The following is a 14,720-nucleotide window of genomic DNA, read 5'->3' on the forward strand; positions in this document are numbered from 1 at the left end:
GCGGGCCGTTTCGGCCCTTCCCTAGACTTTTTCGCAGGATTATGGCGGCTTTACGCCACCAGCCTGCCCAACCCGAGACCCAGCGCTGCTGTGTCGCTGTAGACCTGGTACCGTGCGATCTTGCCGTCGCGTAGCGTGAACATGTTGACAGTTTCTGTGTGCACCTCGCGTCCGTTCGCCTTGACCGTCCACTCGCCCTTGAGCACCGTGATCACGGTGTCACCAGCCACATGGATTGCAAGCGGTTCGACCGCGTCGATCACCAAATGATCGCCCACGGTCGCAAGGAAGTTTTCGAACCGCTCGAAGCCGATCCAGTCTCCGGCCCAGGGCAAAAGCCCGTCAGGCGCCGGATAATGGACTTCGATGTCGTCGGAAACGACGCCGCGCAGGGCCTGACTGTCGCCCGCTTTCAGCGCAGCGTAGTAGCGGTCCAGCGTTTCGCGCACGGCGTCGCTCATCGTTACCGTCCTTGATTTCAGCCCTTGAGGACTTCGACCAGTGTCTTGCCAAGACGTGCAGGTGAAGGAGAGACGCGGATGCCCGCGGCTTCCATGGCCTTGATCTTGTCGTCGGCGCCGCCCTTGCCGCCCGAAATCACGGCGCCGGCATGGCCCATGGTACGTCCGGGAGGTGCGGTGCGACCAGCGATGAAGCCTGCCATCGGCTTGCTTCTGCCCTTCTTGGCCTGCTCGATCAGCCATGCGGCCGCATCTTCTTCAGCCGAACCACCGATTTCACCGATCATGATGATCGATTCGGTTTCCGGATCGTCGAGATACAGATCAAGAATGTCGATGAACTCGGTGCCCTTGACGGGGTCGCCGCCGATGCCGACAGCACTCGACTGGCCAAGACCTTCATTGGTGGTCTGGAACACAGCCTCATAGGTCAGCGTGCCCGAGCGCGACAGGATGCCCACCGAGCCCTTCTTGAAGATATTGCCCGGCATGATGCCGATCTTGCACTCGTCCGGCGTCATCACGCCGGGGCAGTTGGGGCCGATCAACCGTGATTTCGACTTGTCGAGGATCGCCTTGGCGCGGATCATGTCGGCCACCGGAATACCTTCGGTGATGCAGACGATCAGTTCGATCTCGGCATTGATGGCTTCGATGATCGCGTCCGCGGCACCGGCCGGTGGCACATAGATCACGGAAGCATTGGCGCCGGTCTCGGCCTTGCCTTCGGCAACGGATGCGAAGATCGGCAGTTTCTGGCCGCCCGAACCTTCCCAGGTCGAGCCACCCTTTTTCGGGTGAATGCCGCCGACCATCTGCGTGCCGTGATAGGCCAGCGCCTGTTCGGTGTGGAAGGTGCCGGTCTTGCCGGTCAGGCCCTGAACCAGAACCTTGGTGTTCTTGTCGATCAAAATGGACATGGATCAGGCCCCCTTCACGGCGTTGACGATTTTCTGCGCCGCATCATCGAGATCGTCAGCCGCGATCACGTCGAGGCCGCTTTCATTGATGATCTTCTTGCCGAGTGCCACGTTGGTGCCTTCGAGGCGAACCACCAGCGGAACCTTCAGCCCGACTTCCTTGACCGCGGCAACAACGCCCTCGGCGATGACATCACATTTCATGATGCCGCCGAAGATGTTGACCAGGATGCCTTTGACAGCCGGGTCAGCGGTGATGATCTTGAACGCTGCCGTAACCTTTTCGGTAGTGGCGCCGCCGCCAACGTCGAGGAAGTTGGCTGGCTCCTGGCCGTAGAGCTTGATGATATCCATCGTTGCCATGGCAAGGCCTGCGCCGTTGACCATGCAGCCGATATTGCCGTCGAGCGCGACATAGGCGAGGTCATATTTCGAGGCTTCGATCTCCTTCTCGTCCTCTTCGGACAAGTCACGCAGCTCGAGAATGTCCGGGTGACGGAACAGCGCGTTGTTGTCGAACGACACCTTGGAATCGAGCACCCGCAGCCGTCCGCTCTTCATGACGATCAGCGGGTTGATTTCCAGAAGCGCCATGTCCTTTTCGACAAACGCCTTGTAGAGGATCGGAAACAGCTTTTCGCCGTCCTTGGCAGCCTCGCCGGAAAGCTCCAGCGCGCCGTTGAGCTTGGCCAGATCGGCCGCCGTGACGCCGGCCTGCGGATCGATGGCAACCGTGATGATCTTCTCCGGCGTTTCCTCGGCAACCGCCTCGATGTCCATGCCGCCCTCGGTGGACACCACGAAGGCCACCTGACCGACAGTACGATCAACCAGGATCGAGAGGTAAAGTTCGCGCTCGATGTCGGCGCCGTCTTCGATATAGAGACGATTGACCTGCTTGCCGGCGGGGCCGGTCTGCTTGGTCACCAGCGTATTGCCGAGCATTTCAGCCGCATGCGCCTTGGCTTCATCGATCGAAAACGCCAACCGCACGCCGCCCTTGGCGTCCGGTCCGAGTTCCTTGAACTTGCCCTTGCCGCGGCCACCGGCGTGGATCTGGCTCTTGACGACGTAAAGCGGACCCGGCAACGATTTCGCCGCCGCTTCCGCTTCGTCTGCCTTGAAGATGGCGACCCCTTCGGCCACCGGCGCGCCAAAACCCTTCAAGAGGGCTTTGGCCTGGTATTCATGGATGTTCATGGGAACTCCTGGATTGAGTGGGCGGCGAAACCGCCTTTACTTCAGGTTCGGGGCAATGGCGATGCAGGCTTCGCAAAGCCCGGCAACTGCGGCCACGGAACTGTCGAAGGCCTTCTGTTCGGTCTTGTTGAGTTCGATCTCGATGACGCGTTCGATGCCGCCTTCACCGATCACGCAGGGCACGCCGACATACATGTCCTTGACGCCGTACTGACCCGACAGATGGGCGGCGCAAGGCAGCACCCGCTTCTTGTCCTTGAGATAGGATTCGGCCATCAGGATCGCCGAAGAGGCCGGTGCGTAATAGGCAGAACCGGTCTTCAAGAGCTTGACGATCTCGGCGCCGCCATCGCGGGTGCGCTGGATGATGGCTTCGAGCTTCTCCTTGGTGGTCCAGCCCATCTTGATCAGATCCGGCAGCGGAATGCCTGCAACAGTGGAGTAGCGCGCCAGCGGAACCATGCTGTCGCCATGACCGCCAAGCACGAAGGCGGTGACGTCTTCAACCGAGACGTTGAATTCTTCGGCCAGGAAATGCTGGAAGCGGCCCGAATCGAGCACGCCGGCCATGCCGACGACCTTGTTCTTGGGAAGACCCGAGAACTTTTGCAGCGCCCATACCATCGCGTCGAGCGGGTTGGTGATGCAGATCACGAAAGCGTTGGGCGCGTATTTCTTGATGCCTGCGCCAACCTGTTCCATCACTTTCAGGTTGATGCCCAGCAGATCGTCGCGGCTCATGCCCGGCTTGCGGGCGACACCGGCGGTGACGATGCAGACATCGGCGCCTTCAATTGCAGAGTAATCATTGGCGCCGGACATGCGGGCGTCAAAACCTTCAACCGGTGCCGACTGGGCGATGTCGAGCGCCTTGCCTTGCGGCGTGCCTTCGGCAATGTCGAACAGGACGATGTCGCCCAGTTCCTTCAAACCGGCTAGATGGGCGAGCGTGCCGCCAATCATTCCCGAACCAATCAATGCAATCTTGTTGCGCGCCATTTCGAAAGCCTCCGCGAGTGAATGTCATGCAGAACCCGGCATTCACCTGGCCCCGATTTCGAGTTTCGAATAGACGGTCTACCCGAAACTGGCAACTCAAACTTTTGACATCAGCGTTTTCAATCGGTTAGGTTTTGATTGTCTTACGTAAACGTCAAAATTATCCGGCCCCGTCAGGCATTTTCATTGCATCCGCGGCGCGGCTCGCTTCAAGATAGGCGGCGCTTTGCATTTCATTGAGCCGTGAAGCGGTGCGGTCGAATTCGAAGGTCTCGGTGCCGCTCGCGGCCACATACAGCGCCTCAGGCTCGGCTGCCGCCGAGATGAACAGCCGTGACTTGCGATCATAGAGCGTGTCTATCAGGGTAATGAAACGCTTGGCGGCGTTGCGATTGGCCTTTTGCATGATCGGCACCCGGTCAACGAACACGGTGTGATAGCGCGCCGCGATCGCCGCATAGTCCGCAGCCCCAAGCGGGGCCTCGCACAGATCCCGGAAAGTAAACCGCGCGGCACCGGCGCCGGCGTCAGGCACCTCCACCTCGCGGCCCCTGACGGCAACCGATTCCACGACCGTCTGCTTTCCCGCCGTCACCCGGGTCCAGGCCAGATCCATCGCGCCATCCCCCTCGCCGTCAGCCAACTGATGGTAGACCGGCAACCGGGTGGTGGTTTCCATGCGGTAATCGGTGCGGGCATCGAGATTGACGACCTCGACATTCTGCTTGAGCAAATCGATGAACGGCAGGAACAATTGCCGGTTGAGGCCGTCGCGATAGAGTTGCATCGGCTCGACATTCGAGGTCGCCACCAGCACGCAGCCGCGCTTGAACAATTGCTCGAACAGCCGCGACAACAGCATCGCATCGGCAATGTCGGTGACCGAGAACTCGTCAAAACACAAAACCCAGGCCTCGGCGACCAGCTGGTTGGCCACCGGCACCACCGGATCGGCTTCCTTGGTTTCGCCGTTCTTGAGTTTTTGCCGGTGGGCGTGAATCCGGGCATGGGCATCGGCCATGAAATCGTGAAAATGTGCCCGGCGCTTACGCTGTGCCGGGACCAGTTCAAAGAACATGTCCATCAGCATGGTCTTGCCGCGCCCGACCGCGCCGTGGACATAGAGCCCGCGCGGCGCGTTGACGGCAGCGGATTTGCGCGCGAACATCCAGCCCAGCGCGCTGGATTTTTTGGCCAGCCGCCGGTTGGAAACATCCAGCAACAGCCGGTCCAGCCGGCCGGCGAGCTGGATCTGCGCCGGATCGGTGGAAATCTCACCACTGGCCACGCGCGCGGCATAGGCCGCGGCGACAGTTTCATTTTCTTTCCAGGGCATTGATCAGAACCTGTCTGCTGGCGCCGTGACTATCTTGCTTAGCGCGACAGCGAGATCGACTGGCCTGACGATGTCGACCCGTCATACCGCTCATTGGCCGACTGATACAGACGCGCAACCTGGTTGCCGCCCGAATCCGACAGGATCACCTGTTTGCCTTGAACGTCCCAGGCGGTAATCGCCGCGGCATCGCCGACACAACCGCGCGAGGCGGCGCGATATCCCCCGGTCCACTTTGTCAGCGACAAGAACACATCGCAGCTGGTGCCGCCGGTGCCTGCCGACCAACGGCCGATCAGCGATTCGCGCGTGAGTTCCGGCGCATTGGCAGCCGCCACTTGCGGTGCAGCGGCCGTTTCCGGCGTCGTCGGAGCGGCAGGAAATTCGTTTTGCGCCGGCATCGTTGGCGGCAGCAACTGTCCCGACTGCACGCCGCCCACCGGCGCCGGCGTCAGCGGAGCGGGCCGTGGCTGGGTGCTGAGATTGCCGAACGATGTTCGTTGGCACCCGCTCAGAACGGCGGCAACAGCGACCGTGACCAGCAAAATGTGCATCTTCATAGGTAAGCTCCAGTTGCGCGAAACAAGCGCTTCGCCATTCGTCCCATCAACCAGCATAAAATGTCGATAGCAAGGAAATTGCAAGGTAAACCGCGCCACAGGCCATTTTCGCCCAAGGAATTTACCACATTTATGGGCTGAACACACCGCGCCAGACGGGTCGGCTCAGCTCCTCACCGGTGTTCCCGGCACCCAGACATAGCCCTCGGGGTCGACAATATGGCACTCGCGCAGACCGTGCGGCTTGTCGATACTGCCGGCCAGAACCGTGTCGTCACGACCCCGCGCCCGTGCTTCGGTCTTGTCGGGGTCAAGCCCGTAAACACGAATTTCCACGCCGGCGCCGCGGCTCTGCGCACCGGCGACGATACCCGACATCGGATGATCCGAATAGGCATGATCGGCATGCAGCATGAACACCGAGCCGCACAATTCGATCGCAGCAAAATCCTCGTCGCTGTCGAGAATCATCGCGCCCAGACAATCGCGGCAGAAAGCCAGTTCCGCGGCCATGTCGCTGACCAGCAGATTGACGCCAACCCCACGCGGCAGGTTGCGGCCGAATTCCTCGGCCGGCATCCACGGCTGCTTGCTGCGTTTCATCGCCATATCGGTCTCCGTTCCCATTCAAACGTTCGAAGCAGCTGTGCGCAACCGGTCAGTATAAGTCAATCAGGCACGTTCACGCGCGCCCGGTTCGCTCGGCTATTTGTCGAGGCCCATCATCGCCTCGTCACCCCACAGCGATTTGACCTGTTCATCGCGGCCACAGGCGCGGCGGTAGTAATTGTAGCGCACAGAACTCTTGGTATAGAAATCCTGGTGGTATTCCTCCGCCGGCCAGAATGTGGCGGGCGGCGCGATTTCGGTCACCACCTTTTTTCCCAGCGCCTGCTCGGCTTCCGCTTTGGCGGCCTCGGCCAGCGCTGCCTGCTCGTCATTGAGCGTGTAAACTGCCGTGGTGTAGCTGTGGCCGCGATCGCAGAACTGACCACCGTCATCGGTGGGGTTAACGGTGCGGAAGAAGGTCTTGAGCAGCGCCGCGTAGCTGACCACCGCCGGATCATATGTGATCTGCACGGCCTCTCGGTCGCCGCTGGCGACATGGCTCTTGTAGGTGGGATTGTCCTGGGTGCCGCCGATATAGCCCGATATGGTTTCTTTCACGCCCTTGACGTGATCGAAGTCCGATTCAACGCACCAGAAACAACCGCCGGCAAAGATTGCCACGCCGGTCACCTCGCCAAGTGCCGGCGAGGCGGACAGGCTGGCAGCGAACAGGGCGGCGGAAAGCAGAATTTTGCGCATGGTGATCTCCCGTATCATTCCGGAAACATAGTCCACCAATGACCCTTGACAACTCACGCTTCCGCACTTTGCCGTGAGATGTCAGCCAAGCGCGTCATAGACGTCGAGCGCTTCGGCGCCATAAATCATCGACGGCCCGCCGCCCATATAGACGGCAACACCGATGGTTTCGACGATCTCCTCGCGGCTGGCGCCGTAATTGCGCGCTGCCTTGGCATGGAAGGCGAGGCAGCCATCGCAGCGCGCGGTGATGCCGATGGCCAGCGCGATCAGTTCCTTGGTCTTGGAATCGAGCACGCCGGGCGCAATCGCCGCCTGCGCCAGATGGCCAAAGCCCTTGGCCTGTTCGGGCATGGCCTTGCGCAATTCGGCCATGCGATGATTGGTCTGGTCGATTAAGGCATTCCAGTCAGCTTCCGCCATGGTGACGCTCCTTCGGCTGTTCTCAATGCCACAGATACCAGCATGCTGGCACCCGCGACTTGATCGGCGTCAAGCTACGCGCTGCGGGCGGTTCAGCCGTGGGTTGGCCAGACCCGGTGCTCATCATCAATGACAAAGGCGTGGCGATGCCGCGCGCCGGCTGCCGGATGGGCGCGCAAATGCGGATGATCGGGTGCCAGGTCGGCATGCTCATGCTCAAGCACCGCGTGATCATCGGCAGGCCAGACGGCCCTGGCCATCAACACCCCTGCAAGCGCCATCAATCCCAAGAGCGCCATCGCCACCGGCAAGCCGAAGCGCAGCCCGACCCAGCCGGCCACCGGATAAGCAAGCAGCCAGCAGGCATGTGACAGGGTGAATTGCGCGGTAAACAGTGCCGGCCGGTCCTCGGCATGGGCGGAAATCCGCAACAGCCTTCCCGACGGCGTCAAAATGGCCGAATAGAACACCCCGCTGAGCCCCCAGGCCAACAGGAACCCGACCCACCCAAGCAGACCATCGCTGAGCAGATAGGCTGCGTGCGACAGGGTCAGCAGTGCCAGCAGCACGCCCGCGGCCATCATCACGCTGCGGTCGGCAACCGATTCGAGCAGGCGTGGCAACACCAGTGCCGAAAGCATCGATCCGGCCCCGAAGGCTGCGAGTGCAATGGCAACTTCGGTATCGCCCGCACCATAGCCGGAGCGCACCATCACCACCGTGTTGACCAGCACGAAGGCCCCGGCGCTGGCGGCGGTGAGATTGAGCGCCAGCAAGCCCCTCAGCCGTGGCGTCGCCAGATAGATCCGCACACCCCGCGTCAGCCGGTCGACAAATGGCCGGGAAATTTGCTGTGCGCCAGCCTGCGGAATGACCGCCGAATAAACCAGCAGCGCCGAACCGACAAAACCAAGAACCGTGCCGGAAAACAGCCAGTGATAGCCCATGACCAGAAGCAGCAGACCGGCCAGCGCCGGGCTCAGCAGGTTTTCCAGATCATAGGCCAGCCGCGACAACGACAGTGCGCGCGTATAATCGCGCTCGTCCTCGAGAATATCGGGAATGGTGGCCTGGAACGCCGGCGTGAAGGTGGCCGAGGCCGCCTGCAGCACGAAGATCAACACATAGATCTGCCAGGTCTGATCAACGAACGGCAACATCAGCGCCACCCCGGCGCGCAACAGGTCGGCGCCGATCAGCACCCGCTTGCGGGGCCAGCGCTCCACAAGGGCGCTGGCGATCGGCGCGAGGCCGACATAGGCAATCATCTTGATCGCAAACACGGTGCCGAGCACAGCCCCGGCGCGATCGCCGGCAAGATCGAAGGCCAGCAACCCCAGCGCCACGGTCAGCAGCCCGGTACCAACCAGCGCGATCACCTGAGCCGAAAACAGCCTTGCATAGACGGGATGCCTGAGAACCTCGATCATTCAGCAAGCCTACAGCATCCCCCTGCGAGGCCACCAGATGATTTGATGGCTCGCACGATTTTCGCTCACAAGTCCCACCCCTCGGCATGCAGGGATTGCGACGCTGGTGGCCAGCGCTTCTAGCTCTTCTTGACCGCGCCGGTGTCGATCATCTGCTGGAACATGTCGATGCCTGCCTGGCTGACCGCGCCATACTCAAGCCCGAGCTCGCTCCGGGATTTGGAATTGTCGGCCTTCCAAGGATAGCCCATGTTCCTGGCGATCATGCCGCGGCTCAACGATTTGCTGATGAATGGACCAACCAGCCAGAGCAACCATTTCGGCAATTCACGTTTCGGAAACGGCCATTGCGGGCCGAAATGAGCACGCAGCATCTCGCCAAATCCGAGGAACGACACGGTTTCCGCCGAAGTGATGAACCGGCCTTCGGCCTGGTCGACAAAGCCCGCGCGCATATGCGCCTCGGCAACATCGCGGACATCGACCATGCCGATTTCCAAGGGCGGCGCACCGGCCTTCAGCGTGCCGTCGCCGTACTGGCGCATCAGATTGTGGGTTTCCGAGGTCGAATTGCCCGACAGCGACGGGCCAATCACCAGCGACGGGTTGATGGTCACCAGCCGCCAGCGATCCTGCGCCCGGGCAATTTCCCAGGCGACCTTTTCGGCTTCCACCTTGGAGTAGGAATAGGACTGGTGATCAAGCGAGGAGGACGTGTTCCAGTCGGCTTCGGTCAGCACGCCGCCGGGCGAACGGGCGAGATCAACATTGTCGCCATAAATTGCCGCGCAGGAACTGGTCACCACCACGCGGTCAACACTCGGCGTCCGGTTGGCGGTCTCAAGCACGTTGCGGGTGCCCTTGACCGCAGGATCGACCAGATCGCGCTGCGGATCCTCGAACTTGCTGGTGAACGGTGAGGCCGTGTGAAATACCACCTGGCAGCCTTCCATCGCCTCCGCGTAACTGCCGTCATCAAGCAGATCGGCGGCAAAATAGCGGATCGAGCCCGGCAACTCGTCGGCAAGTTGTGTCAGATGCGCGATCTTTTCGGTTCTGGATGGATCACGCACCGCCGCATGCACGACAAAGCCCTCTTCGAGAAGCCGCTTGACCAGCCAGCCGGCAACAAAGCCGGTGGCGCCGGTAACAAGCACGGGGCGGTCGGTGGAGTAATTCGGGGTGGGCATGGGCAATCGCTTTCACAAATGAATTCTGGAATCCGGCACAATATGACCGGTTGGCCGCTGCAGCAGGATGGCGCGAGCGAGATCTCTCCCACCCATGTGTGGTGCGTGCGGCCAAAGACAAGGCCGGCCTCCGGCGTGCCGTGGCTCAGGCCGGGCCGGATGACCGTGGGGTGTAAGGCCGTGCCAGTTCGCGCGCCAGCAGATCGAATACCAGCCACACCCGCCGGCTGGTGTGAACTTCGCGGTGCGCCACCAGCCAGACCGGCACCAGAATCGGATCAAGCTCGGGCAGCACCTGCACCACCGCCGGTTCGGCATCGCCGATATCGGCGGTTATGATGCCGATACCGAGCCCCTGCCTGACGTGGCTCCATTGCACCAGATGGCTTTCCGAGACGATCGGAAAATTGCGCTGAGTCAGCGCCAGACCAAAGCGGGTCATCGCCGCAATGAACTCACCGGTACGGTTGAAGCCGATGAAATCAGCGGCGCCAAATTCTTCCGGCGTCACTGGATTGCCGATGCTTTCAAGATAACACGGCGTCGCATAGATCCGGCCGTCGATATCGCGGATCTTGCGGGCCACCAGGTTGGGCTGGGTCGGCCGGTAGTTGCGGATGGCGATGTCGGCCTCGCGCCGCCTGAGATCGCTCTCGGTGTTGGTGGCGACGATCTCGACATCCACCCCCGGAGCGATTTCCCTCAATTGGCCGAGGATTTTTGGCAGCCGGAACGCGGCGTCAACCTCGCTGGCACTGATCGACACCGTGCCCTCGATCGACTGCACTTTGCCCGATGCGGCCAGCGACATCCGGCTTGCGGCTTCGCCCATGGCGCGCACATGGTCGACCAGTTCCAGCCCGCTCGGCGTCAATGTCAGACCGCGCCCGACCCGTTCGAACAGAGCTACACCCAGTTCTTCTTCAAGCGCCGCCACCTGCCGGCCGAGCGTCGGTTGCGCCATACCCAGTTGCCGTGCCGCTGCCGACAAGGAGCCTTCCTCGACAGTAACAAGGAAAGCCCGTGCCCGGTTCCAGTCGAATTTCGTTGTTCGCCAATCCATGCAAATACGCATATCATATCGACAGATTACGGCAATTCCATCTGCCATTCTGCATGCGTATATTCGGTCACACACTGGAGATACGCCATGAGAGCCATCACATACCACAGGTACGGCCCGCCCGATGTCCTCGTACCGGGCGAGTTGCCGACGCCAAGCCCGAAACCGACAGAAGTTCTGGTGCGCATTCACGCCACCACCGTCACCGCCGGCGATTACCGGGCCCGCAGCCTCGACATGCCGCCCGGTTTCGGGCTCATCGGCCGGCTGGTGTTCGGGCTCTTCGGCCCGCGCCGCAAGGTTCTGGGCACCGAGTTTGCCGGCATTGTCGAGGCCGCCGGCGTAAACGTCAGCCGCTTCAAGCCCGGCGATCGAGTCTTCGCCTATCCCGGAGCAGCCTTTGGCGGCTACGCCGAATATGCGGTGATCGACGAGGCCTCCGCCATCGCCCATGTCCCCACCAATCTCGACCTCAATCAGGCTGCGGCACTGTCGTTCGGCGGTGCCACCGCGCTCAATTTTCTGCGTGACAAGGCAGCCATCAAGCCCGGCGATAGCGTGCTCGTCATCGGCGCTTCGGGCGGCGTTGGCAGTGCCGCCGTGCAACTCGCCAAGGCCTTCGGGGCTCACGTGACCGGGGTCTCATCCACCCCGCATCTGGAGATGGTGAAAACCCTCGGTGCCGACCGGGTGATCGATTACACAAGAGAAGATTATGCGGTTGCGCAAAATACCTACGACATCATTCTCGACACCAGCGGCACCGCTACATACGCAAAGTATGGAACGGCGCTGAAGCCGGGTGGCCGGCTGCTACTGGTCTCGGCCGACCTCTGGCAATTGCTGGCAAGCCTGTTTGCCTGCAAATCCGGCGGCCGCAAGGTGATCGGAGGTTACGCCCCCGAGCGCGGTGAGGATCTGCGATTTCTGGCAGAGCTCGCCAGGGCCGGAAAATACCTGCCGCATATTGGCCGACGCTTTGCCTTCGACCGGATCGCCGAAGCCCATGCCTATTTCCACGATCCGGCAAAACGCGGAAACATCGTCGTGACGCTCGACCCCGCCTGACAACGACGGCGGGGTCGCGCTCAGCCCGGTTGAATTTGCCGTCCGGACTGCTAGAGAGATTTCAACGGACGCCCTATGCGTCCACGGCAACTGGCGCCGAGGCCAGGCAAAGGCAGCGGCACATGACCCTCCCCAACGACCTCAAGCCTTCCACCATTGCTGCCCAGGCCGGCGGCGCCATTGACCGGCAGAGCGGTGGCGTGGTGCCGCCGCTGCAGCCCTCGACCACTTTTCTGCGCGACGAGGACTACCGGCTGGTCAATCCCGACAACATCTATCTGCGCGACAATTCCGACATCGTTCGCATCGCGGAAAATGTGCTGGCGCGGCTGGAAAGTGCCGAGGAGACGCTGCTGTTTCCCTCCGGCATGGCGGCGATCGCAGCACTTTTCCGGACCACACCGACCGGCGCCAGCGTCGTCGTCCAGTCGGGCATCTACTGGGGCACGACCAAGTGGCTGAGGGATTTCTGCAGCCGCCGCCAGATCGCCCTGCACGAGGTCGACGCCGCCGACCCGAAGGCGCTGGATGAGGCCTGCGCCGTCCACGCCCCCTACCTGGTGTTCATCGAGACGCCGTCCAATCCCTGGCTCAAGACCACCGACTTTGCCCATGCGGCGACCTGCGCCCACCGCGTCGGCGCGCTGCTCGCAGTTGATTCCACCGCCGCCACGCCGGTGCTGCAAAAGCCGCTGGAACTCGGCGCCGACATCGTCATGCATTCGGCCACCAAGGCCATCAATGGCCATTCCGATGTGCTCGCCGGGGTGCTTGCAACCTCGGCGCCGGCCGCCAAGGTCTGGACCGAGATCAAGGCCGACCGTCACGACGCCGGCGCCGTGATCGGACCGTTCGAAGCCTGGCTGCTGTTGCGCGGCATCCGCACCTTGCCGCTCCGGGTCAAACAAATGTGCCGCTCGACCCAGGCCATCGCCGAGTATCTCAGCGCCCACCCCAAGGTCACGGATGTCTATTATCCCGGCCTCGCCAGCCATCCCGGCCACGCCATTGCCGCAACCCAGATGCAGGGCGGCTATGGCTCGCTGTTTTCGTTTCTGGTCAAGGGTGGCGGACCTGAGGCGCTGGCCGTGGTGGGCCGGCTCAAGCTGTTTCACCGCGCCACCTCATTGGGCGGGGTGGAAAGCCTGGTCGAGCACCGCCACACCATCGAGCCCCACACCGGCATCCCCGAAAGCCTGATCCGCGCCTCCGTCGGCATCGAGGACACCGACGACCTGATCACCGATCTCGACAAGGCGCTGGGGTGAGAGGCGGACTGCTCGCTCGAATTCTACGCCGCACCATCATCTGACAACGGCGCCACAGTGGTGCCGTTGCCCCGACCCGACCAGTCGAGCGATGCGGTCGAGAACATCGCCACGGCCAGCACCACAAAGGCAAAGACAGCGCCTGCCAACAGGGCGAAATCTTCCATCTGCAGAAACAGGTAGAGCAGACCAAACACTGTCGTGAGCAGACCGGCAATGACAGCGCCGAGCAGCCGGCTGGCAAGCAAACGTGCGCAGTAGGTCGAGACAAGAAGCGTGGTCGCCAGCCCTGCCACACCATAGGCGATCATGAATCCAGTATGCTCGGCCAGCGCCAGAAGCAGAACATAAAACAGCACCAGCGCCAGCCCCATCAGCGCGTACTGCGCCCCGTGCACCGCACGCCCGGAGCGCGTCTCCAGCACAAATACGGCGACGAAAACCGAACCGATGAACAGCACCGCATATTTGATCGCCCTGTCCACCAGCGCGTAGTGATCGACCGGCTGGTAGAACCGTACGCCCAGGCTTTGACCGGAACCGAGGCCAAAACCGCTGTTCTTGCCGGCGGTAAATGCCAGCGGCATCGACAGCGCAAGATGCGGCACCGTCCACTCGGCGCTAAACCCTTCCTCGGAAATGGTGGAGCCGTCAGGCAGATAGATACCACTGAAACTGGGATGCGCCCAGTCTGACGTCATCTCGACATGCGTGGTGCGCGCACCCGGCACAACAGAAAATGACGTCGAGCCTTTCAGGCCAAATTCCAGCCGGAAGCTGAAGCCAGCCGGTGTGTTTTCAAACAGCTTGCCAATGTGAATACCTTTTTGCACGGTACCGTCAGGCAACGCGGCTCCAGGTTCGATGCTTTGCGACCGGCCGTCGATTTCAACCTTGGCTCCGGCACGAATGGAGCGCGGACCGGAGAGAGGGATGGCAAGTGCTGCTTCCTCCCACTTCACATCGGCATCAGCGGCTATCCCGATTTCGCGTGGATCGGGCCGCTTGAAACGGCCAGTGACCAGAACTTCCGCATCGTAGACAGGCACGGTGAAAATACCGCGTTTGCGTTCATCGGATTTCGACCCGACATTGTAGGTAATCTCTTCGGGCATGAAGAGCGCGGTCCTGCGGACCCGCTGGACCACGATACCCTTGCCGGTCTGCATCTCCTGCTGCGTTTCGTAGGGCACCGAGATGAACACCCCGCCCAATGTCTGCGCCGCGCCCCAGCTTTGCGCCACCTCCGCTTCCGCTCCTTTTGCGCGGTCCTGCCGCTCGGTGACCAGCACCCAGACCATCGAAGCAGGGATTAAGAGAAACAACCCGATCAATCCGATGACAAAGAACTTCACACCCGGACTGCGTAGCGCGCCCAGCAATGCGGGAGGAGATTGAGTTGACATGATATTGCCCCTTGAAATAATTCGAGAGGCGCAACTTTCACCGCAATCATGACCGTCAGGCGGTGCGAAAGCGGAAATTTCGGGGCAG

The 14,720-nt window shown here is 61.6% G+C and carries 15 protein-coding genes; 2 read left to right on the forward strand and 13 right to left on the reverse strand.

What is annotated here, in order from left to right:
* Positions 1-50: 50 nt before the first annotated feature.
* The 12 genes from OEG84_RS14530 to OEG84_RS14585 all read right to left on the reverse strand — a co-directional run bounded on the left by OEG84_RS14530 (position 51) and on the right by OEG84_RS14585 (position 10,890).
* Entirely contained in the window at positions 51-461 is a 411-nt protein-coding gene (locus OEG84_RS14530; protein WP_267654414.1) for a nuclear transport factor 2 family protein, read from the reverse strand.
* Positions 462-478: 17 nt separating this feature from the next.
* Positions 479-1,381, reverse strand: coding sequence for a succinate--CoA ligase subunit alpha (gene sucD, locus OEG84_RS14535; RefSeq protein ID WP_267654415.1), 903 nt, complete (start codon positions 1,379-1,381; stop codon positions 479-481).
* 3 nt (positions 1,382-1,384) lie between these two features.
* On the reverse strand, positions 1,385-2,581 hold the full coding sequence (gene sucC, locus OEG84_RS14540; RefSeq protein ID WP_267654416.1) for an ADP-forming succinate--CoA ligase subunit beta: 1,197 nt from the start codon (positions 2,579-2,581) through the stop codon (positions 1,385-1,387).
* A gap of 36 nt (positions 2,582-2,617) precedes the next feature.
* A complete protein-coding gene (gene mdh, locus OEG84_RS14545) occupies positions 2,618-3,580 on the reverse strand; it encodes a malate dehydrogenase (protein WP_267654417.1) in 963 nt (320 codons plus the stop codon).
* Between the two features lie 160 nt (positions 3,581-3,740).
* Complete coding sequence (gene zapE / locus OEG84_RS14550) at positions 3,741-4,916, reverse strand: cell division protein ZapE (protein WP_267654418.1); 1,176 nt, start codon at positions 4,914-4,916, stop codon at positions 3,741-3,743.
* A 38-nt stretch (positions 4,917-4,954) separates the two neighbouring features.
* Positions 4,955-5,476 (reverse strand): protease inhibitor Inh/omp19 family protein, encoded by a 522-nt coding sequence (locus tag OEG84_RS14555; protein WP_267654419.1) that lies wholly within the window; start codon positions 5,474-5,476, stop codon positions 4,955-4,957.
* A gap of 165 nt (positions 5,477-5,641) precedes the next feature.
* Positions 5,642-6,085 (reverse strand): VOC family protein, encoded by a 444-nt coding sequence (locus OEG84_RS14560; RefSeq protein WP_267654420.1) that lies wholly within the window; start codon positions 6,083-6,085, stop codon positions 5,642-5,644.
* Positions 6,086-6,181: 96 nt separating this feature from the next.
* Positions 6,182-6,784: a peptide-methionine (S)-S-oxide reductase MsrA gene (gene msrA / locus OEG84_RS14565; RefSeq protein ID WP_267654421.1), complete on the reverse strand. Its 603-nt coding sequence runs from the start codon at positions 6,782-6,784 to the stop codon at positions 6,182-6,184.
* Positions 6,785-6,865: 81 nt separating this feature from the next.
* Positions 6,866-7,207, reverse strand: a complete 342-nt coding sequence (locus OEG84_RS14570) for a carboxymuconolactone decarboxylase family protein (protein WP_267654422.1) — start codon at positions 7,205-7,207, stop codon at positions 6,866-6,868.
* 92 nt (positions 7,208-7,299) lie between these two features.
* Complete coding sequence (locus OEG84_RS14575) at positions 7,300-8,637, reverse strand: MFS transporter (RefSeq protein ID WP_267654423.1); 1,338 nt, start codon at positions 8,635-8,637, stop codon at positions 7,300-7,302.
* Positions 8,638-8,756: 119 nt separating this feature from the next.
* Positions 8,757-9,827: an NAD-dependent epimerase/dehydratase family protein gene (locus tag OEG84_RS14580; RefSeq protein WP_267654424.1), complete on the reverse strand. Its 1,071-nt coding sequence runs from the start codon at positions 9,825-9,827 to the stop codon at positions 8,757-8,759.
* A 145-nt stretch (positions 9,828-9,972) separates the two neighbouring features.
* Positions 9,973-10,890, reverse strand: a complete 918-nt coding sequence (locus OEG84_RS14585) for a LysR family transcriptional regulator (protein WP_267654425.1) — start codon at positions 10,888-10,890, stop codon at positions 9,973-9,975.
* A gap of 87 nt (positions 10,891-10,977) precedes the next feature.
* Here OEG84_RS14585 and OEG84_RS14590 point away from each other — a divergent pair, with 87 nt between their 5' ends.
* Both OEG84_RS14590 and OEG84_RS14595 read left to right on the forward strand, forming a co-directional pair.
* The gene (locus OEG84_RS14590; protein WP_267654426.1) at positions 10,978-11,958 is read left to right on the forward strand and encodes an NAD(P)-dependent alcohol dehydrogenase; all 981 of its coding nucleotides are present in this window, start codon (positions 10,978-10,980) and stop codon (positions 11,956-11,958) included.
* 122 nt (positions 11,959-12,080) lie between these two features.
* Positions 12,081-13,226 carry a trans-sulfuration enzyme family protein gene (locus OEG84_RS14595; protein ID WP_267654427.1) on the forward strand — a complete coding sequence of 382 codons (1,146 nt, stop codon included), beginning with the start codon at positions 12,081-12,083 and terminating at the stop codon, positions 13,224-13,226.
* 23 nt (positions 13,227-13,249) lie between these two features.
* Here OEG84_RS14595 and creD read toward each other — a convergent pair whose 3' ends face one another.
* Positions 13,250-14,632, reverse strand: a complete 1,383-nt coding sequence (gene creD / locus OEG84_RS14600) for a cell envelope integrity protein CreD (RefSeq protein ID WP_267654428.1) — start codon at positions 14,630-14,632, stop codon at positions 13,250-13,252.
* Between the last annotated feature and the right edge of the window lie 88 nt (positions 14,633-14,720).

It is taken from the genome of Hoeflea algicola (assembly GCF_026619415.1).
Classification (GTDB): Bacteria; Pseudomonadota; Alphaproteobacteria; order Rhizobiales; family Rhizobiaceae; genus Hoeflea; species Hoeflea algicola.